Annotated in this window: 17 protein-coding genes; 6 read left to right on the top strand and 11 right to left on the bottom strand. The window is 58.5% G+C overall.

Annotation, left to right across the window (positions count from 1 at the left end):
• Positions 1 to 21 precede the first annotated feature (21 nt).
• The 3 genes from ybaK to copA all read right to left on the bottom strand — a co-directional run bounded on the left by ybaK (position 22) and on the right by copA (position 4,088).
• Positions 22 to 501: a Cys-tRNA(Pro)/Cys-tRNA(Cys) deacylase YbaK gene (ybaK, locus tag V6942_RS04315; RefSeq protein WP_333500849.1), complete on the bottom strand. Its 480-nt coding sequence runs from the start codon at positions 499 to 501 to the stop codon at positions 22 to 24.
• A gap of 201 nt (positions 502 to 702) precedes the next feature.
• A complete protein-coding gene (locus V6942_RS04310) occupies positions 703 to 1,497 on the bottom strand; it encodes a TraB/GumN family protein (protein WP_182929368.1) in 795 nt (264 codons plus the stop codon).
• Between the two features lie 89 nt (positions 1,498 to 1,586).
• The gene (copA, locus tag V6942_RS04305; RefSeq protein WP_106930533.1) at positions 1,587 to 4,088 is read right to left on the bottom strand and encodes a copper-exporting P-type ATPase CopA; all 2,502 of its coding nucleotides are present in this window, start codon (positions 4,086 to 4,088) and stop codon (positions 1,587 to 1,589) included.
• A gap of 95 nt (positions 4,089 to 4,183) precedes the next feature.
• Here copA and cueR point away from each other — a divergent pair, with 95 nt between their 5' ends.
• Entirely contained in the window at positions 4,184 to 4,594 is a 411-nt protein-coding gene (gene cueR, locus V6942_RS04300) for a Cu(I)-responsive transcriptional regulator (protein WP_106930531.1), read from the top strand.
• Between the two features lie 3 nt (positions 4,595 to 4,597).
• On the opposite strand, the gene V6942_RS04295 is transcribed toward cueR, so the two are convergent.
• Entirely contained in the window at positions 4,598 to 5,059 is a 462-nt protein-coding gene (locus V6942_RS04295) for an NfeD family protein (RefSeq protein ID WP_106930529.1), read from the bottom strand.
• Entirely contained in the window at positions 5,056 to 5,973 is a 918-nt protein-coding gene (locus V6942_RS04290) for an SPFH domain-containing protein (RefSeq protein WP_106930527.1), read from the bottom strand. Before V6942_RS04290 ends, V6942_RS04295 begins: the two co-directional genes overlap by 4 nt.
• Before the next feature lie 127 nt (positions 5,974 to 6,100).
• Between V6942_RS04290 and fetA the strand changes: the two genes are divergently transcribed.
• Positions 6,101 to 6,772 (top strand): iron efflux ABC transporter ATP-binding subunit FetA, encoded by a 672-nt coding sequence (fetA, locus tag V6942_RS04285; protein ID WP_333500848.1) that lies wholly within the window; start codon positions 6,101 to 6,103, stop codon positions 6,770 to 6,772.
• Entirely contained in the window at positions 6,765 to 7,550 is a 786-nt protein-coding gene (gene fetB / locus V6942_RS04280; protein WP_333500847.1) for an iron efflux ABC transporter permease subunit FetB, read from the top strand. Before fetA ends, fetB begins: the two co-directional genes overlap by 8 nt.
• Before the next feature lie 146 nt (positions 7,551 to 7,696).
• On the opposite strand, the gene V6942_RS04275 is transcribed toward fetB, so the two are convergent.
• Genes V6942_RS04275 through tesA form a run of 3 tightly spaced genes read right to left on the bottom strand, consistent with a single transcriptional unit; the run spans position 7,697 to position 10,032 of the window.
• Positions 7,697 to 8,551, bottom strand: coding sequence for a co-chaperone YbbN (locus tag V6942_RS04275; protein ID WP_333500846.1), 855 nt, complete (start codon positions 8,549 to 8,551; stop codon positions 7,697 to 7,699).
• Between the two features lie 58 nt (positions 8,552 to 8,609).
• On the bottom strand, positions 8,610 to 9,377 hold the full coding sequence (locus V6942_RS04270; RefSeq protein ID WP_182929365.1) for an SDR family oxidoreductase: 768 nt from the start codon (positions 9,375 to 9,377) through the stop codon (positions 8,610 to 8,612).
• A gap of 22 nt (positions 9,378 to 9,399) precedes the next feature.
• A complete protein-coding gene (tesA, locus tag V6942_RS04265) occupies positions 9,400 to 10,032 on the bottom strand; it encodes a multifunctional acyl-CoA thioesterase I/protease I/lysophospholipase L1 (RefSeq protein ID WP_333500845.1) in 633 nt (210 codons plus the stop codon).
• On the opposite strand from tesA, the gene ybbA reads away from it, so the two are divergent.
• From ybbA to V6942_RS04250, 3 genes are all read left to right on the top strand, one after another.
• Positions 10,000 to 10,686: a putative ABC transporter ATP-binding protein YbbA gene (ybbA, locus tag V6942_RS04260; RefSeq protein ID WP_106930517.1), complete on the top strand. Its 687-nt coding sequence runs from the start codon at positions 10,000 to 10,002 to the stop codon at positions 10,684 to 10,686. The genes tesA and ybbA overlap by 33 nt on opposite strands.
• Positions 10,683 to 13,097 carry a putative ABC transporter permease subunit YbbP gene (gene ybbP, locus V6942_RS04255; protein ID WP_182965958.1) on the top strand — a complete coding sequence of 805 codons (2,415 nt, stop codon included), beginning with the start codon at positions 10,683 to 10,685 and terminating at the stop codon, positions 13,095 to 13,097. Before ybbA ends, ybbP begins: the two co-directional genes overlap by 4 nt.
• Positions 13,098 to 13,367: 270 nt before the next feature.
• The gene (locus tag V6942_RS04250) at positions 13,368 to 14,510 is read left to right on the top strand and encodes a porin (protein WP_106930513.1); all 1,143 of its coding nucleotides are present in this window, start codon (positions 13,368 to 13,370) and stop codon (positions 14,508 to 14,510) included.
• Positions 14,511 to 14,549: 39 nt separating this feature from the next.
• Here V6942_RS04250 and mnmH read toward each other — a convergent pair whose 3' ends face one another.
• From mnmH to purE, 3 genes are all read right to left on the bottom strand, one after another.
• Positions 14,550 to 15,635, bottom strand: coding sequence for a tRNA 2-selenouridine(34) synthase MnmH (gene mnmH, locus V6942_RS04245; RefSeq protein ID WP_333500844.1), 1,086 nt, complete (start codon positions 15,633 to 15,635; stop codon positions 14,550 to 14,552).
• Between the two features lie 106 nt (positions 15,636 to 15,741).
• Positions 15,742 to 16,803: a 5-(carboxyamino)imidazole ribonucleotide synthase gene (purK, locus tag V6942_RS04240; RefSeq protein WP_333500843.1), complete on the bottom strand. Its 1,062-nt coding sequence runs from the start codon at positions 16,801 to 16,803 to the stop codon at positions 15,742 to 15,744.
• Positions 16,800 to 17,309 carry a 5-(carboxyamino)imidazole ribonucleotide mutase gene (purE, locus tag V6942_RS04235; RefSeq protein WP_106930507.1) on the bottom strand — a complete coding sequence of 170 codons (510 nt, stop codon included), beginning with the start codon at positions 17,307 to 17,309 and terminating at the stop codon, positions 16,800 to 16,802. The genes purK and purE overlap by 4 nt, the downstream gene beginning before the upstream one ends.
• Between the last annotated feature and the right edge of the window lie 76 nt (positions 17,310 to 17,385).

Below are 17,385 nucleotides of genomic sequence, written 5' to 3'. Positions count from 1 at the left end.
GGGTAACCGAAAATCGCGTTATTAATCCCGGCGCGCAATGTCCGCAAACGTCGCGCCAAGAATTTTCGCTAAATCCACCGCCGCCAGCTCAATATCCAGCCCGCGCTTGCCGCCGGAAACATAGATAGAGGCAAACTCCTGCGACGGCGCGTCAATCACCGTTGGCAGGCGCTTCTTCTGCCCCAGCGGGCTGATGCCGCCGACCAGATAACCGGTGACGCGCTGTGCCACCATCGGATCGGCCATATCGACCTTTTTCGCGCCCAACGCCTTGGCGACTTTTTTCAAATCCAGCTGCCCGGCGACCGGCGTGACCGCCACTGCCAGCTGTCTCATATCGCCATTCATCGCGACCAGCAGCGTTTTGTAAACCTGATCGGCGTTTAGCCCTAATTTGCGCACGACCTCATCGCCAAAGTTCGTTTCATTCGGATCGTGATCGTAGGTATGAATGCTAAATGGGATCTTGTTCTTTTCGAGTAACTTAACTGCGGGAGTCATAACGTTCCTTCTTACTACAGACAGGGTATACCGTCAGCATACGCCCTAAAACGGACTAAAAAATAGTATAATCTTGCGCAATAGGTATTGGCAGTTGTAGCAACTTTGAGCGACAATCGGAGGATCCGGAGTGAAAACTTCGGGATAATAATAATGATGAAATTCCTCTTTGACGGGCCAATAGCGATATTGGCCATTTTTTTATTTCAGCATCTGTGGCAGGTTGCCCTCTCCGTACAAATGCAGCGCGCCTACCGCGACCACATAGCGTCCCGGCGGTAGCGCCAGCAGCGCATCTCGCCAGGCAATATTGCGTTTCACCATCAGCACATCATAGAGCGACTGGCTAAACGTATTGGGCAGCGATGTTCCACCGCGGGTCGGGGGCTGATCCAACCACCAGCCGATCATGACCTGCAGCAGCCGTGCGTTGGTGTGCCAGTGCGTCAGGGTATCATCAAGTAGCGCCATGCCGCCGTCGGGCAGATGGCATAACAGGTCAATCTGGCTATCTGCCCCTTCCAGCTCCTGCACCGGCAGCGCGGCATCGTGTGCGGCCGCGAGCAGCTGATAATCAATACCGTAGTCCGGACGCAGGCCTAAACGTTGAGCCTGAGTGGCCTGTAGCACCATCGCGATTTGCCACAGCGGCTGGTTATCCACGCGGGCGAGCGACATTCCCTGCTCATCAAGCCGTTTTTGTAACGCGCTAAGCTGCTCTGCGCTCAGCCGTTCGGCCAACGGCGGGTATTCGGGAAGATCGCTGAACGGGGTTTCGCTGCCGGAAATATCGGCTTCAACAATCAGCGCATCGGCCTGACGTAGCTTCTTTAGCAGCTTTGGCGGCAGGGGGGACATATCGCGTGTGCCCATATGAATGCTGCCGACCAGGTGCAGATGGCGACCGCCGGGAAGGGTGACATCCAGCGCCGGCCAGCTGTACGGCGAGCCGCGCAGGGTCCGCCACAGGCGTTGTAGTTGATGTAACAGGCTCATCCGCGCTCCCTGGAAGGAAAATGTCATGCTAGCGCGCCGGAAGGAAAGGTGCAAACGCGCCCCGTCCGAAAACGGGCGGGGCGCGAGGATCAGGCTTTAGGTTTAAATCGCAGCAACCGGTTAGCGTTGCTGACCACCGTAATGGATGAGAGCGCCATCGCCGCCCCGGCGACCACCGGGTTAAGCAGCGTGCCGGTCAGCGGCCAAAGGATCCCTGCGGCAATCGGAATACCGAGCGAGTTATAGACAAAGGCGCCAAGCAGGTTCTGCTTCATGTTGCGTAGGGTGGCGCGGGAAATGGCCAGCGCATCGGCAACGCCCACCAGGCTGTGGCGCATCAGCGTGATAGCCGCCGTTTCAATCGCCACGTCGCTGCCGCCGCCCATCGCGATGCCCACATCGGCCTGCGCCAGCGCCGGGGCATCGTTGATGCCGTCGCCGACCATCGCCACTTTTTGCCCTTGCGCCTGCAGATCTTTAATGGCCTGAGCTTTACCGTCCGGCAGCACGCCGGCAATCACCTCATCGATACCGGCTTCTTTGGCGATAGCGTTCGCAGTCACCGGATTATCGCCCGTTAACATCACCAGACGATAGCCTTCCTGATGCAGACGCTGTAGCGCGGCGACGCTGTCGCTGCGCAGCGGATCGCGAATGGCAAACAACGCGGCGGCTTTACCGTCAATGGCCAGCAGTACCGGCGTTGCGCCCTGAGCCGCCTGGCGGGCCAGTTCGTCGTCCAGTTCACGGGTATCGATCTGCTGTTCATGCATCAGCGCCTGGTTGCCGAGCAGCAGGCGATGCCCTTCGGCTTCACCGCTAACCCCCAGGCCGCGCAGCGTGCGGAAGGCGTTAACCTGCGGGAGCGTGTTGTTGGCGGCTTTCTCCAGAATAGCGCGTGCCAGCGGGTGATTTGAACCTTGCTCCAGCGCAGCGGCCAGGCGCAGCGCGACGGCCTCATCAATATCACGTTGCGTGACGATCGCGACAACCTGCGGTTTGCCTTCGGTCAGCGTGCCGGTTTTATCAAATACCAGCGTGGTCAGTTCGCTGGCACGCTGTAAGGCATCGGCATCGCGAACCAGCACGCCGTATTCGGCAGCGCGGCCTACGCCCGCAATAATCGACATCGGCGTCGCGAGGCCGAGGGCGCACGGGCAGGCGATGATAAGCACCGTGGTCGCGATCACCAGCGTATAAACAATCTGCGGCGCCGGTCCGAAGACGTACCAGATGGCCGCGCTGAATAGCGCAATCGCCACCACGACCGGTACAAACACCGCCGAAATTTTATCCGCCAGCTGGCCAATTTCCGGTTTACTGCTTTGTGCCTGGCGGACCATTTTAATAATGCGTGACAGCGTGGTATGGCTGCCGACGGCGCTGGCGCGGAATAAGACAGAACCATCCTGCACTACCGTACCGGCGTGAATGCTGTCGCCATCGCCTTTCTGCTGCGGAATGGGCTCGCCGGTAAGCATGGCTTCGTCAAACCAGGCTTCGCCCTGGCTGATTTCCCCATCGACCGGTACCCGGTCACCGGTGGTCAGGCGCAGGATCATGCCCGGCTGCACGTCGGCCAGCGGCACGGTTTTTTCACCGTCCTCGGTGACTACCCGCGCGGTGGGCGGCGTCAGGTCGAGGAGTTTTTCCAGCGCGCGCGACGAACGTTGACGCGCTCGTGCTTCCAGCATATGGCCGAGGTTAATCAGACCAATAATCATGGCGCTGGCTTCATAATAAAGGTGGCGTGCTTCCATCGGGAACCACTGCGGCCACAGGTTAACGCTCATTGAATACAGCCAGGCTACGCCGGTCCCCAGCGCCACGAGCGTATCCATTGTGGCGGTACGATTCTTCAGGCTTTTCCATGCGCTGCTATAGAAATGGCCGCCCGCAAATACCATGACCGCCAGGGTGACAAGGCCAATAGCCAGCCACAGCGAGCGGTTATCGTCGGTGACCATCATGTTGTCGCCAATCATCCCCCAGACCATCACCGGCACGCCGACCAGCAGGGCTACAATGGCCTGCCAGCGAAAACGTTTCATGGTGGCCAGCGCGGTTTGCTGCTGACGTTCGCGACGTTTAAGGTCGTCTTCAATGGCCTCCGCACCGTAGCCCGCTTTCTCTACGGCATGGACTAAATCACCGGCGGAGGCGCTGCCCATGACCAGGGCCGTGCGCTCCGCCAGATTTACCCGTGCCTGTACCACGCCCGGCACCGCCTGGAGGGCGTTTTGTACTCGGGAAACGCAGCTGGCGCAGCTCATACCGTTGATCAGCAGCTGTTGGCTGTCATCCAGTTCCTGTGCTGCCGGAAGCTCAGGGGCGGCCGCTGTCAGTGCTTCCGACGGGAGTGATGACTCTGCCAGCGGTTTAGCCTTTGGGTGGCTGAGCTCCGCGCCGTAACCGGCTTGTTTAATGGTTTCAATCAGCGCATCGGCGCTGGCGCTGCCGGTGACGTGCGCCGCTTCGATGGTGACTTCCGCATGATCAACGTCCGGGCGCTGTTCCAGGCTCTCTTTAACGCGTTTGACGCAGTGGCCGCAGGACAAACCGTCCAGCGCCAGATCGATGGTATGAGACATATTCCTCTCCTCAATTGATGGGTGACCAAATTCACCTTTTGGTCTACAGTGAGAAAGGTTAAACCTTCCAGCAAGGGGAAGGTCAAGGGGGAAATGTGAATATCAGTGATGTGGCCAAAAAAACCGGCCTGACCAGCAAAGCCATTCGCTTTTATGAAGAGAAGGGGCTGGTAACGCCGCCGCTGCGTAGCGAGAACGGCTACCGCAGCTATACGCAAAAACACCTGGATGAGTTTACGCTGCTGCGCCAGGCGCGGCAGGTGGGATTTAATCTTGAAGAGTGTGGCGAGCTGGTCAATCTGTTTAACGATCCGCAGCGTCACAGCGCCGATGTGAAGGCCTACACGCTACAGAAGGTGGCGGACATTGAGCGCCACATCAGCGATTTACAGGCGATGCGCGATCAGCTGCTGTCGCTTGCCGCCTCCTGCCCGGGGGATGACAGCGCCGATTGTCCGATTATTGATAACCTTTCCGGCTGCTGCCATCGTAAGACCCTGGCGTGAGGGTTAGCGAGGCGGGGTAAGCCTGATACGCAGGACGATCCCTTCCACCGCAATGACTTCAACTTTGCTGCCGGCCGGCAGGTCATCATCGGCCAGCACGGGCCAGGAACTGTCGCCAACGCGCATATGGCCGCGGCCGTTGACCAACGCGTTATCCAGGGTAAAACGCTGGCCCAAAAGCTGCTGACCGCGCTGGTTGAGCTGACCTTGCGCCGGGCGCTGTCTGTCACCCCGACGCGAGAGCCATTTCCACCACAGCCAGGCCGCCAGCAGGGTCAGCGCCGCGAACAGCGCACCTTGCCACGCCCACGACAGCGGCAGCGCCCAGGTTATCAGCCCCGTTGCCGCTGCTGCCACACCGCTCCACAACAAATAGCCGCTGCCGCCGAGCATTTCTGCAGCCAGCAGCAGGCCGCCGAGGCTCAGCCAGAAAAAATGCGGGTGCGCCAGCACCAGGGCAATCATGACGGTTTCCGATCGCGGCTGCTGTCTTTAATCAGCTCAGCAACCCCGGCAATAGAACCCATCAGGCTGCTGGCATCCAGCGGCATCATCACCACTTTGCTGTTATTGGCCGCGCCAATTTGTTGCAGTGCGTCAGTGTATTTCTGGGCGACAAAGTAGTTAATGGCCTGAATATCACCGGCGGCGATCGCTTCCGACACCATTTTAGTGGCGCGGGCTTCCGCCTCTGCCGAACGTTCACGCGCTTCTGCCTGGAGGAACGCCGACTGACGTTCGCCCTCGGCGGTAAGAATTTGCGCCTGCTTTTCACCTTCGGCTTTCACGATCTGCGCCTGGCGGATCCCTTCAGCCTCCAGAATGTAGGCACGCTTGGTTCGTTCCGCTTTCATCTGAGCATTCATCGCGTCGATAAGTTCTGCCGGTGGGCGCACATCGCGAATTTCGATACGGGTGATTTTAATCCCCCACGGGTTGGTGGCTTCGTCGACAATATGCAGCAGTCGGGTATTGATGTTATCGCGCTGAGAGAGCATCTCATCAAGCTCCATCGACCCGAGTACGGTACGAATGTTGGTCATCGTCAGGTTGATAATGGCCAGCTCGAGGTTGCTGACTTCATATGCCGCTTTTGGCGCATCAATGACCTGAATGAAACAGACGGCGTCGATGGCGACGTTGGCGTTGTCTTTTGAGATCACTTCCTGAGAGGGAATGTCGAGAACCTGCTCCATCATATTGATTTTGCGCCCGATCCGGTCCATGAACGGCACAACGAGACTTAGCCCTGGATGCAGCGTTTTGGTGTAGCGGCCGAAGCGCTCTACCGTCCACTGATAGCCCTGCGGCACAATTTTGACCCCGGCGGCAACCACCACCAGCGCGACAAAGATAAGAATGGGGATAAATACCAGCATAAAACCTCCTGTTTTACTCTCCGTAACCTCAACAAGTATATCGGCTCTGCACGGGAAATTCGCCCCCTGAAATTAATTGGCGTTACACTTAGAGGGGCAAAACGAAAAAACAGGATAAAGAAAGGCAATGACGGAAAATAGCGCGATTTTACAGATTAAGCAGGTGAGCTTTCATATTGGCGAGAAGACGATCCTTGAGAATATAAACCTGAACGTGGCTCCCGGCGAATTCAAGCTGATTACCGGCCCGTCCGGCTGTGGAAAAAGCACCTTATTAAAAATTATCGCTTCGCTGCTCTCACCGAGCGCAGGGCAGATATTGTTTGGCGGCCAGGATATTAACACCCTAACGCCGGAAGCTTATCGCCAGCAGGTGTCCTACTGCGCGCAGACTCCGGCGCTGTTTGGTGACACGGTGTACGACAACTTTATTTTCCCCTGGCAAATTCGCGGCCAACAGCCGGACCCGGATCGTTTCCTGGGGCAGCTAACGCGCTTTGGTCTGGCCGAAGATACCCTGTCTAAATCAATCAACGAGCTGTCGGGAGGCGAAAAACAGCGGGTATCGTTAATTCGCAATTTGCAATTTTTACCCAAGGTGCTGCTACTCGATGAAATAACCAGCGCGCTGGATGAGCAGAATAAAGGGAACGTGAATGAAATTATTCATCAGTACGTACGCGATGAGCAGGTTGCCGTGCTGTGGGTGACCCACGACAAAGATGAAATTAGCCATGCCGATGAGGTGATTATGCTGCCTTCGCACCCACAGAGCGTCAGGGAGTCAGATCATGAATAACGAACACATCATCACTAACGAGTCGCTGGCGCTGTCGATGGTGCTGGTATTGATTGCCATTGTGGTGAGTTACCGGGAAAAGCTGGCGCTGGAAAAAGACATTATCTGGAGCATTTGCCGCGCGGTGGTGCAGTTGGTTATCGTTGGCTATGTACTGAAGTATATTTTCAACGTCAACCATGCGGTGCTGACGCTACTGATGGTTCTGTTTATCTGCTTCAACGCCGCCTATAACGCGCAAAAGCGCAGTAAATATATCGACAAAGCGTTCGTGTCATCGTTTATCGCCATTACCGCCGGAGCCGGTCTAACGCTTGCGGTACTGGTCTTTTCCGGTTCGATCGCTTTTGTGCCGATGCAGGTCATTCCTATTTCCGGGATGATTGCCGGTAACGCGATGATTGCGGTTGGGCTGTGCTACAACAACCTGGGCCAGCGCTTTAGCGCTGAACAGCAGCAGATTCAGGAGAAGCTGAGCCTGGGGGCAACGCCGAAAATGGCCTCCGCCCGTCTTATTCGCGAAAGCATTCGCGCGTCGTTGATTCCGACCGTCGACTCGGCGAAAACCGTGGGGCTGGTGAGTTTACCGGGGATGATGTCAGGGCTGATTTTTGCCGGTATTGACCCGGTGAAGGCAATTAAATATCAGATAATGGTGACCTTTATGCTGCTTTCTACCGCCAGCCTGTCAACCATTATTGCCTGCTATCTGACCTATCGGAAGTTTTACAACGCGCGCCACCAGCTGGTGGTGACGCAACTGAAAAAACACGATTGACGCTGCCGCATGTCGCAGAAGGCCTGATAAGCGCAGCGCCATCAGGCACGTTCGTTGCACATTGCCGGATGGCGGCGTAAACGCCTTATCCGGCCTACCTGTCTGGCTACCGCTTCGGGCAGTAGGCCTGATAAGCGTTGTGCCAATCAGTACAGCAATGAATACAGCTGGCGGCGGTATTTCGATGCCAGCGCATCGCCGGTGCCGAGCGCTGCCAGGATTTCCTGCAACATTTTGCGCGCCTGGCCGTCAGCCGCGCCCAGGTCTTTGCGCAGGTGGCTGAACAACAGCTCCAGCGCTTCTTCATTACGCCCGACCTGATGCAGCTGAAGTGCCAGCTTTGAGGCCAGCGCCGCGTCGTCCGGGTTTTGCTCAACCTGCTGCTGCAGCTGCTGGATTTCCGGCGTATCTGCCGCCTGCTTAAGCAGTTCAATCTGTGCCACCAGCCCCTGGTAGCGGGTATCCTGATCCTGCAACGGGATGGTTTGCAACACCGCTTCCGCCTCTTCAGAACGGCTGAGCGCAATGTAGGTTTCTGCCAGCAGCAGGCCAATCTGGCTGTCCTGCCCGGAGAGCTGCCAGGCATCTTTCAGCAGCGGCAGGGCCTCGGCGTGCTTACCTTCCTGAATCAGCGCCAGCGCCTCTTGCGCCTTCAGCTCTTCTTCACGCGGTAGAACTTTATCCAGCAGCGCGCGAATAGCCTCTTCCGGCTGCGGGCCCTGGAAACCGTCGACCGGCTGACCATTCTGGAACAGATAAACGGTTGGAATAGCGCGCAGGCCAAACTGAGAGGCCACCATCTGTTCGGCATCGCAGTCGACCTTCGCCAGAATAAACTGGCCGTTATACTGCGCAGCCAGGTTTTCCAGCACCGGCGTCAGCTCCAGGCAGTGCTGGCTACGCTCGGACCAGAAGTAGAACAGCACCGGCGTGGCGACGGATTGCTCCAGCGTCTGGTGTAGGTTCGCTTCAGTAATGTTTACAATATTCTGTACGGACATGAGTCATTCTCTGTAGTCGGTTTGTATTCGAGATGGGGGCAAAAGCGTGCGCTTCAACTTAGCCCTGCAGAATTTTGTCCATCGCACGCCCCGGCAGTAGCCGCTTCAGCCAGCTGACGGCATAGGTCACCAGCGTCACCGGGTAGCGTAATTTGGGCTTATCGCTGATAAACGCATGACGCACCTTCTCGACCACCGCGTCCGGGCCGAGGGTGAAGCGCGCGGCGATACCTGGGTTTTCTACCGGCTTATCGCTGGTCTGGTTGACGTTGTCGGTAAAGCGCGTGCGGATCGGGCCAGGTTCAATCAGGCTCACCTTCACGCCGGAATGACGCAGCTCCATACGCAGCGCGTCGGACCACGCTTCCAGCGCGTACTTGCTGGCAGCATAGGCGCCGCGGCCCGGGGTAGAGATAAGCCCCATGACCGATGATGTCATCACAATTCGCCCTTCGCCGTGCGGTACCATGGCCGGCAGCAGGCGCATGGTCAGCTGATGGGCACCAAAAAAGTTGGCGGAAAACTGCTGCTCCATCTGCTCACGGCTGATGCTGGTTAGCGGGCCGTAGACGCCATAACCCGCGTTATTGAACAGGCCAAACAGGCGATTGCCGGTAAGGGCGATGACTTCTTCGGCGGCACGGTCGATGCTTTCCGGGCTGTCGAGATCGAGCAGAATGCCGGTGAACCCCATACCATCCATGCGTTTCACATCATCGGGTTTACGGCAGGCGGCAAGTACGCGAAACCCCTGGCGTTTCAGCTCAAGCGCGCTTTCCAGACCAATTCCGCTGGAACATCCTGTAATTAAGACCGATTTTTGCATAACTTTACCTGAAGACGCCGCTTTACTTTGCGACGTCGTGATTAACTAATGGGGCCAGACGTGTCGCCATCCAGTCGGCAATATACGGCTGGGCGTCACGGTTGGGATGAATGCCATCATCCTGCATCCACTGCGGCTTAAGGTAGACCTCTTCCATAAAGAAGGGCAGCAGTGGAACATTGAATTCTCTGGCGAGCTTCGGATAGACCGCGCTAAACGCCTCATTATAGCGGCGTCCGTAGTTTGCGGGCAGGCGAATTTGCATTAACAGCGGCTGAACGTTCGCGTCTTTCACCTGTTGCAGTACGGCGCGCAGCGTTTGCTCGATTTGTGGGGGCGCAAAACCGCGCAGGCCGTCGTTGCCGCCCAGTTCAACCAGTACCCAGCGTGGCTGGTGCTGTTTAAGCAGCGCGGGCAGGCGTGCCAGCCCTTGCTGCGCGGTATCGCCGCTAATACTGCCGTTGATAACCGTGATTTTCGGCTGCCACTTATCGTTCAGCAAGGCAGGCCAGGCGGCGGTGCCCGCCATGCGATAGCCCGCGCTCAGGCTGTCGCCCAGCACTAACAGTGTGTCCGCCGCCGCGGCGCGCAGGCTTAACAGCAACAACAACAGGAAAGGCAAATGCCAGCGGAAAACGTACTTGAAGTGCATCATCTGAAGAAATCCGTCGGTCAGGGTGAGCATGAGCTTTCCATCCTTACCGGAGTTAACCTGATTGTCAAACCGGCGCAAACCCTTGCTTTAATTGGTGAGTCGGGTTCCGGCAAGTCGACGCTGTTGGCGATTCTCGCCGGGCTTGACGACGGCAGCAGCGGTGAAGTGAAGCTGCTCGGCCATCCGCTGGACAAGCTGGACGAAGAAGCGCGCGCGCGGCTGCGCGCTCAGCACATTGGCTTCGTGTTTCAATCCTTTATGTTGATTCCTACCCTTAATGCGTTAGAAAACGTCGAACTGCCGGCGCTGCTGCGCGGCGAAAGCGACGCCCAGAGCCGTCAGGGCGCGAAAGCGCTGCTGGAACAGCTGGGGCTTGGGAAGCGTCTGCATCATCTTCCGGCGCAGCTTTCCGGGGGGGAACAGCAGCGCGTGGCGCTGGCCCGCGCGTTTAACGGCCGTCCTGATTTGCTGTTTGCCGATGAACCGACCGGTAACCTCGATCGTCAGACCGGCGATAAAATTGCCGATCTGCTGTTCTCCCTTAACCGCGAGCACGGCACTACGCTGATTCTGGTGACCCACGACGCGCAGCTGGCGGCTCGCTGCGATCGCCGTCTGCGGCTGGTGGACGGGCAGCTACGGGAGGAAGCATGATTTTACGCTGGTTCTGGCGCGAGTGGCGTTCGCCTTCGTTGCTGATTGTCTGGCTGGCGTTAAGCCTGGCGGTGGCCTGCGTGCTAGCGCTGGGCAGCATCAGCGACCGCATGGACAAAGGGCTCAATCAGCAAAGCCGTGAATATATGGCCGGCGACCGGGTGCTGCGCAGCTCGCGGGAGGTGCCGCTCGCGTGGCTGGAGAAAGCTCGCGCGCTCGGCCTGACGGTGGGTGAACAGATCCATTTCTCCACCATGACCTGGGCGGGGGATACGCCACAGCTGGCCGATGTGAAGGCGGTTGACGATCGCTATCCGCTGTACGGCGCGCTGGAAACGGCCCCTGCGGGCCTGAAACCTGCGGCTGGCACGGTGCTGCTGGCACCGCGTTTGCTGGCGCTGCTGAATCTGAAAATGGGTGACAGCCTCGATGTGGGCGATGCCACGCTGCGCATTGCCGGAGAAGTCGTGCAGGAGCCGGATAGCGGCTTTAATCCGTTCCAGATGGCGCCGCGCCTGATGATGAATCTGGCCGACGTCGCGAAAACCGGCGCAGTGCAGCCCGGTAGTCGGGTGAGCTGGCGCTACATGTTTGCCGGCACCGCCGAGCAGTTAGGGAGCTATGAAAGCTGGCTGCTGCCGCAGCTGAAGCCCGAGCACCGATGGCTGGGGCCAAATCAGGACGACGGCGCGCTGGGTAAGTCACTCCAGCGGTCCCAGCAGTTTTTGCTGCTGTCGGCGCTGCTAACGCTGCTGCTGGCGGTAGCCGCCGTGGCGGTGGCGATGGGGCACTACTGCCGCAGCCGCTACGATCTGGTGGCCATCCTTAAAACGCTGGGGGCCGGGCGCGCACAGCTACGCCGGTTGATTATCGGTCAGTGGCTGCTGCTGCTGATGCTCTCCGCGCTGGCCGGTGGGGCAATGGGGCTGTTATTTGAGTCCATACTGCTCACGCTACTCAAACCGGTGCTGCCGGCGGCGCTGCCCGCTGCCAGCGCCTGGCCGTGGCTGTGGGCGGTGGGGTCAATGACGGTCATTTCGCTGCTGGTCGGGCTGCGACCATACCGGCTGCTGCTGGCGACCCAGCCGCTGCGCGTATTACGCCAGGATATTGTCGCCAACGTCTGGCCGCTGAAGATTTATCTGCCGTTGGTCACCGCGGTGACCGTGCTGCTGCTGGCCTGGCTGATGGGCGGAAGCCCACTCCTGTGGTCGGTGCTGGCCGGTGCGGTGGTGCTGGCGGCGCTGTGCGGCGTGGTGGGCTGGCTGCTGCTGAAGGTGCTTAAGCGCCTGACGCTACGCGCGCTGCCGCTGCGCCTGGCGGTCAACCGTCTGCTGCGCCAGCCGTGGTCTACGCTGAGTCAACTGGCGGCGTTCTCGCTGTCGTTCATGCTGCTGGCGCTACTGCTGGTGCTGCGCGGCGATCTGCTCGATCGCTGGCAGCAGCAGCTACCGCCGGAAAGCCCGAACTATTTTCTGATCAATATCGCGCCTGAGCAGGTGAGTGAGGTGAAAACCTTCCTTGCCGAACATCAGGTGATTCCGGCGGCCTTCTACCCGATTGTTCGCGCGCGGCTCACGCAGATCAACGGCCAAAGCACCGAGGGCAACAAGGAGGAGTCGCTCAACCGCGAGCTGAACCTGACCTGGCAAAACCAGCGCCCGGCGCACAATCCGCTGGTCGCAGGAAGCTGGCCGCCAAAAGCGGGGGAAGTGTCAATTGAAGAAGGGCTGGCGCAGCGATTGAATATCCGCCTCGGCGATAGCGTAACCTTTACCGGTGATACTCAGGACTTTACCGCGAAGGTGAGCAGTATCCGCAAGGTTGATTGGGAGAGTCTGCGACCGAACTTCTTCTTTATCTTCCCCGACGGCGCCCTCGATGGTCAGCCGCAGAGCTGGCTAACCAGCTTCCGCTGGGATCACGGTAACACGCTGCTAACGCAGCTCAACCGCGAGTTCCCGACGGTTACGTTGCTGGATATCGGCGCAATCCTGAAACAGGTCGGCCAGGTGCTGGCGCAGGTGAGTCGGGCGCTGGAAGTGATGGTGGTGCTGGTCACCGCCTGCGGTGTGCTGCTGCTGCTGGCTCAGGTGCAGGTGGGAATGCGCCAGCGCCATCAGGAGCTGGTCGTTTATCGCACCCTCGGTGCCGGGAAGCCGCTGCTGCGGCTAACGCTGTGGGCTGAATTTGCGCTGCTGGGCGCGATTTCCGGGCTGGTGGCGGCCATCGGGGCCGAAACGGCACTGGCGATGCTGCAAACGAAAGTGTTCGACTTCCCGTGGTCGCCGGACTGGCGTCTGTGGCTGGCCCTGCCGCTGTGCGGCGCGCTGCTGTTGTCATTATGCGGCGGTGGCTTAGGGCTGCGGCTGTTGAAAGGGCGGGCGCTGTTCCGCCAGTTCTCCGGCTAGTTTAACGGCGTTGCTCTTGCGTAGCGCCGGACGGCGCTACGCTGCACGTTGTTGGATGGCGGCATAAACGCCGTACCCTGCCTATGCGTAGCGATCGCTGCTCGTCAAAATTATTCATCCTTTCATCATATTGCCTGTTTTATGGCACCATTCGGTAAAACTGGAAACCTAAATCGCACATTTTAATAAAAATCAGCCAGGTGGATTTTATTAATAGACGATAATATTTATCAGCCAGATAGTTGGCTATAAATCTATCAAGGAAAAATAATGACTATAAAAATGAAAGCACTGGCGTTGTCGATCGGTGCAGCAGTGGCGTTAACGTCTTTCGCATCCCAGGCTGAAATTACCCTGCTCAAGCAGGATCCGCAGGCCGGGAACCCGCTTAGCCGTCTTAATTTCACCGTGGGCGGGAGTATTCGTCCGCAGTTCAACATGATGACCGGTGATGGTGATAAAGGCTCATACAAGCGTAACGGCTTCGATGGCGGCACCCGTTTCCGCTTCGCAGCAGATTACTACCTGTTCGATGACATTAGCTGGGTCAGCTACTACGAACTGGGCGTGAACATTCCGGCGCTGTTTGACTGGGATAACCACTACGCTGACGGCGCGAACAACACCACCCGTCGTATGCTGTACACCGGTCTGAAAAGCAACACCTGGGGTACGCTGACCTTCGGTCAACAGAACAGCGTTTATTACGATGTGGTCGGCGTGAAAACCGATATCTGGGACTATGACATGATTGGTCAGGCGCCAGGTAACGGTATCAACGGCGATTACGATGGTTCTTACCGTACCCGTAAATCACTGAAATACAAAAAAACCGTGGGTGATGTCGATCTTTATGCATCCTACCTGTTCAGCGACGACTACAACCCGAACAACGGCCTGCTTTACAAACGTAAAGGCGGCGGTTCACTGGGTGTGGATTACCACATCACCGACGACTTGACCTGGGGTACGGCGTGGAACTACACCCGCGCGGATATGCACAACCCGCAGAATACCGACGGTAAAACCTACGATCAGAACATCGTGGGCACTGCGCTGAGCTGGACCCCGGATAACTGGACATTTGCTCTGGGCGGCGGCTGGTATCAGAACTTCATGACCACCAAGAAAGTGAACGTTCACGACTACTTCGCGGGCGACGCGTGGGGTATTGAATACTTCGCGGGCTACAAAATCCCGGTGGGTCAATACGCGGTTAAATCTATTCAACCGTACTTTATGGGTGACCGTATTGAATACGTGAATGGTCGCAACTACCAGCGCACGGATAATGGCGTAGGTATTAGCTTCCAGCTGGATTACGGTTTCCGCGTGGACTACGAACACGTGTTTACTTCCAGCACCGACGATCTGGGCGATATGAACCTGGTGCGTCTGCGCTACGATTTCTAATCGTTAACAAGGGCGGCTCTGCCGCCCTTGGTTTACCCTTCAGTTTTCCCCAAGCCATTCGGTCACTTCTTGACTTGTCCCGCGAAACACAATCTTGTCGGTCTTTCTTTCCAGTTGATAGCGGTACATCGGATCGTAGTACTCTTCAAGCAGGGGAATCAGCCAGGCGAAGTGTGCCTCGGTGGAGCCGCTTTGTTGCTGCGCGGCGAGCGCATCGTCGAGCGTCGCGGTCAATTCGGCAAAGCGCTGTAACCCCAGGCGGCGGCGAATCGCGTACAGACCGTGATGCAGATATTCGCTGTATTCCTGCCAGCCTTTTTCCTCGCCATAGGTGGCGATAAAGTCACGGTGCATGCGGGTGAAATACTCTTCGCGCAGACGTGTAAGACGGATCTCAAACGGGTCCTCGACCACGGCGATAGGCGACTGCGCCATGCGCTCGTGCAGGCATTCCGGCAGATGATTTGCGCCAATCATTCGGCCTTCATCTTCCAGCACCCAGCGTACGCGATCCCGCTGATGTGCGCCCTTCAGCAGCGCCGTCGCCAGATGGTTCTCAAAGGTAGCCTGGGAAAACTGGGCGCTGAGGGTCCGGCCGAATGAAGAACCGCGATGGTGTGCTAACCCTTCCAGGTCGATGCCCTGAGGTTGTTGGCGAACCAGCGGCGTTTTGCCATTACCGGTACAGCCGCCGATCAGCACGATCGGATGACGAACCAGTGCTTCCGTCGCCTGCATTGCCGCCTGGCGCAGCGCCTTGTAGCCGCCGACGATCAGCGGGTAATCAATGCCCTGGTCTTTAAGCCAGCTTTGCACAATATGCGAACGCTGCCCGCCGCGCGCGCAGCACAGATAGCCCTGCGGCGCCTGTCGACAGGCCGCCAGCCATGCGTCGATGCGGCGCTGGCGCGTCTCACCGGCAACCAGTTTGTGGCCGAGCGCGAGGGCGGCTTCCGCGCCTTGACGTTTATAGCAGGTGCCGACGGCTGCGCGTTCATCATCGGTCATCAACGGTAGGTTCACGGCTGCAGGCACCGCGCCGTGGGCAAACTCAACCGGGGCGCGAACGTCAATGATGGGCGTTTCCGCGCGCAGAATGGCGCAGTAATCCGTCCCATTTTCCATGGGGCAATCCTTCTCTGGCAAAGTGGGGTATGGCGTTTAGGGCAGGATTTTACGCTTCAAGGAGGGGGCCGGGGAAGCGTTAGATTCTTTCCCCGGCACTAAAGGCTTACTTCAGGCGTGCTTGCGCCCAGGCAATGCCGCTGGCGTATTCGCCTGGCAGCAGCGGAACCAGCGCTTCCAGCGTTGCGCTGAGGCGGCCGGTGTCGCTGAGGTTGAGGTGGCCCACTTTACGACCCGGGCGAACCTCTTTGTCGTACCAGTGCAGATGCACCAGCGGCAGCTTCAGCCAGTCATAGTTGAGATCGGTACCAATCAGGTTAACCATCACCGACGGGCTGTTGACCACCGGCGGCGGCAGCGGCAGATCGGTAATGGCGCGCAGGTGCAGTTCGAACTGGCTAATCGACGCGCCGTTCTGCGTCCAGTGGCCGCTGTTGTGCACGCGCGGCGCCAGTTCGTTAATCAGCAGCCCGCCCGGCGTGATAAAACACTCCATGGCCATCACGCCGACGTAGTTCAGCGCTTGCATAATGGCGCTGAGCATGGCTTCTGCCTGCGCCTGCTGTTGGGCATCGGCCTGCGGGAAGGCAACGCTCATGCGCAGAATACCGTCCTGATGCAGGTTGTGGGTCAACGGATAAAATACGGTGCTGCCGTCGCGCGCGCGGGCGCCCACCAGCGACACTTCGCCGGAGAAATTAATCCCCTGCTCGACGATGCATTCGCCATAGCACTCTTCCGGCAGCTGCGCGGTATCGTCTTTGCGCAGGCGCCACTGGCCGCGGCCGTCGTAGCCGCCGGTGCGGCGCTTGACGATCGCCAGCTCGCCCAGACGGTCAAATACGGCCGGCCACTCTTGCTCGCTGGCCAGCAGTTGCCACGGGGCGGTGGCCAGGCCGAGCTTATCGAAGAGCTGCTTTTGCGTCAGACGGTCGGCGATAATCGGGAAGACGTCGCGGTTTACAAAAGCGGTATGCTCGGCCAGCTCGCGGGTCAGGGCGGTTTCCGGCCAGCGTTCAATTTCAGCGGTAATCACGCTCTGCTGGAACGGCACGGCGGCCGGGTCAGCTTCTAGTCCTACCGGCCAGACGGCAATGCCCAGCGGTTCACCGGCCTGACGCAGCATACGGCCAAGCTGGCCGTTGCCCAGTACGCAGACCTGCTTCATGCGGCACCTCGCGGGTCCGGGTTTTCCAGAACGTCATCGGTTTGTGCTTGGCGCCACTCGGCCAGACGCTGATGCAATTGCGCATCGTGCTGAGCCAGAATCTGTGCGGCCAGCAGTGCGGCGTTGGCGGCGCCGGCTTTACCAATCGCCAGCGTCCCTACCGGGATCCCGCGCGGCATCTGTACGATAGAGTAGAGACTATCGACGCCGCTTAATGCCGCGCTCTGTACCGGCACGCCCAGCACCGGTACCAGCGTTTTGGCGGCAATCATTCCGGGTAAGTGCGCTGCACCGCCGGCTCCGGCAATAATCACCTGGTAGCCGTTCTCTTCCGCCGTTTCGGCAAAACTGAACAGCTTATCGGGCGTGCGGTGGGCGGAAACCACTTCAACATGGTGAGGAACATTCAGAATATCGAGGATTTCTGCGGCGAACTGCATGGTAGCCCAGTCGCTTTTGGACCCCATCACGATGGCGATACGTGCCGGATTATTGCGGGAAGACATGCGTCTGAAAACTCCTGTGGGTGTGCTGCACACGACTTAGAGGCCACAGAGAATACCACGGAAAATGGGCAAGGAA

The organism is Kluyvera genomosp. 2, assembly GCF_036759865.1.
In the GTDB taxonomy this organism is placed as follows: domain Bacteria; phylum Pseudomonadota; class Gammaproteobacteria; order Enterobacterales; family Enterobacteriaceae; genus Kluyvera; species Kluyvera ascorbata_B.
The sequence above is the reverse complement of the archived record's forward strand: the minus strand, read 5'-3'. Positions and strand labels throughout refer to the sequence as shown.

Coding starts and splice junctions, on each gene's coding strand:
- V6942_RS04295 (WP_106930529.1), bottom strand. CDS start 5,059: ATGATTGCCCTGGTGCTGGCGCACCCGCATTTTTTCTGGCTGAGCCTC.
- fetB (WP_333500847.1), top strand. CDS start 6,765: ATGAATAACGAACACATCATCACTAACGAGTCGCTGGCGCTGTCGATG.
- V6942_RS04310 (WP_182929368.1), bottom strand. CDS start 1,497: ATGAGCCTGTTACATCAACTACAACGCCTGTGGCGGACCCTGCGCGGC.
- purE (WP_106930507.1), bottom strand. CDS start 17,309: ATGTCTTCCCGCAATAATCCGGCACGTATCGCCATCGTGATGGGGTCC.
- V6942_RS04270 (WP_182929365.1), bottom strand. CDS start 9,377: ATGCAAAAATCGGTCTTAATTACAGGATGTTCCAGCGGAATTGGTCTG.
- purK (WP_333500843.1), bottom strand. CDS start 16,803: ATGAAGCAGGTCTGCGTACTGGGCAACGGCCAGCTTGGCCGTATGCTG.
- mnmH (WP_333500844.1), bottom strand. CDS start 15,635: ATGGAAAATGGGACGGATTACTGCGCCATTCTGCGCGCGGAAACGCCC.
- ybbA (WP_106930517.1), top strand. CDS start 10,000: ATGCCAGCGGAAAACGTACTTGAAGTGCATCATCTGAAGAAATCCGTC.
- fetA (WP_333500848.1), top strand. CDS start 6,101: ATGACGGAAAATAGCGCGATTTTACAGATTAAGCAGGTGAGCTTTCAT.
- V6942_RS04250 (WP_106930513.1), top strand. CDS start 13,368: ATGACTATAAAAATGAAAGCACTGGCGTTGTCGATCGGTGCAGCAGTG.
- V6942_RS04275 (WP_333500846.1), bottom strand. CDS start 8,551: ATGTCCGTACAGAATATTGTAAACATTACTGAAGCGAACCTACACCAG.
- ybaK (WP_333500849.1), bottom strand. CDS start 501: ATGACTCCCGCAGTTAAGTTACTCGAAAAGAACAAGATCCCATTTAGC.
- copA (WP_106930533.1), bottom strand. CDS start 4,088: ATGTCTCATACCATCGATCTGGCGCTGGACGGTTTGTCCTGCGGCCAC.
- V6942_RS04290 (WP_106930527.1), bottom strand. CDS start 5,973: ATGCTGGTATTTATCCCCATTCTTATCTTTGTCGCGCTGGTGGTGGTT.
- tesA (WP_333500845.1), bottom strand. CDS start 10,032: ATGATGCACTTCAAGTACGTTTTCCGCTGGCATTTGCCTTTCCTGTTG.
- ybbP (WP_182965958.1), top strand. CDS start 10,683: ATGATTTTACGCTGGTTCTGGCGCGAGTGGCGTTCGCCTTCGTTGCTG.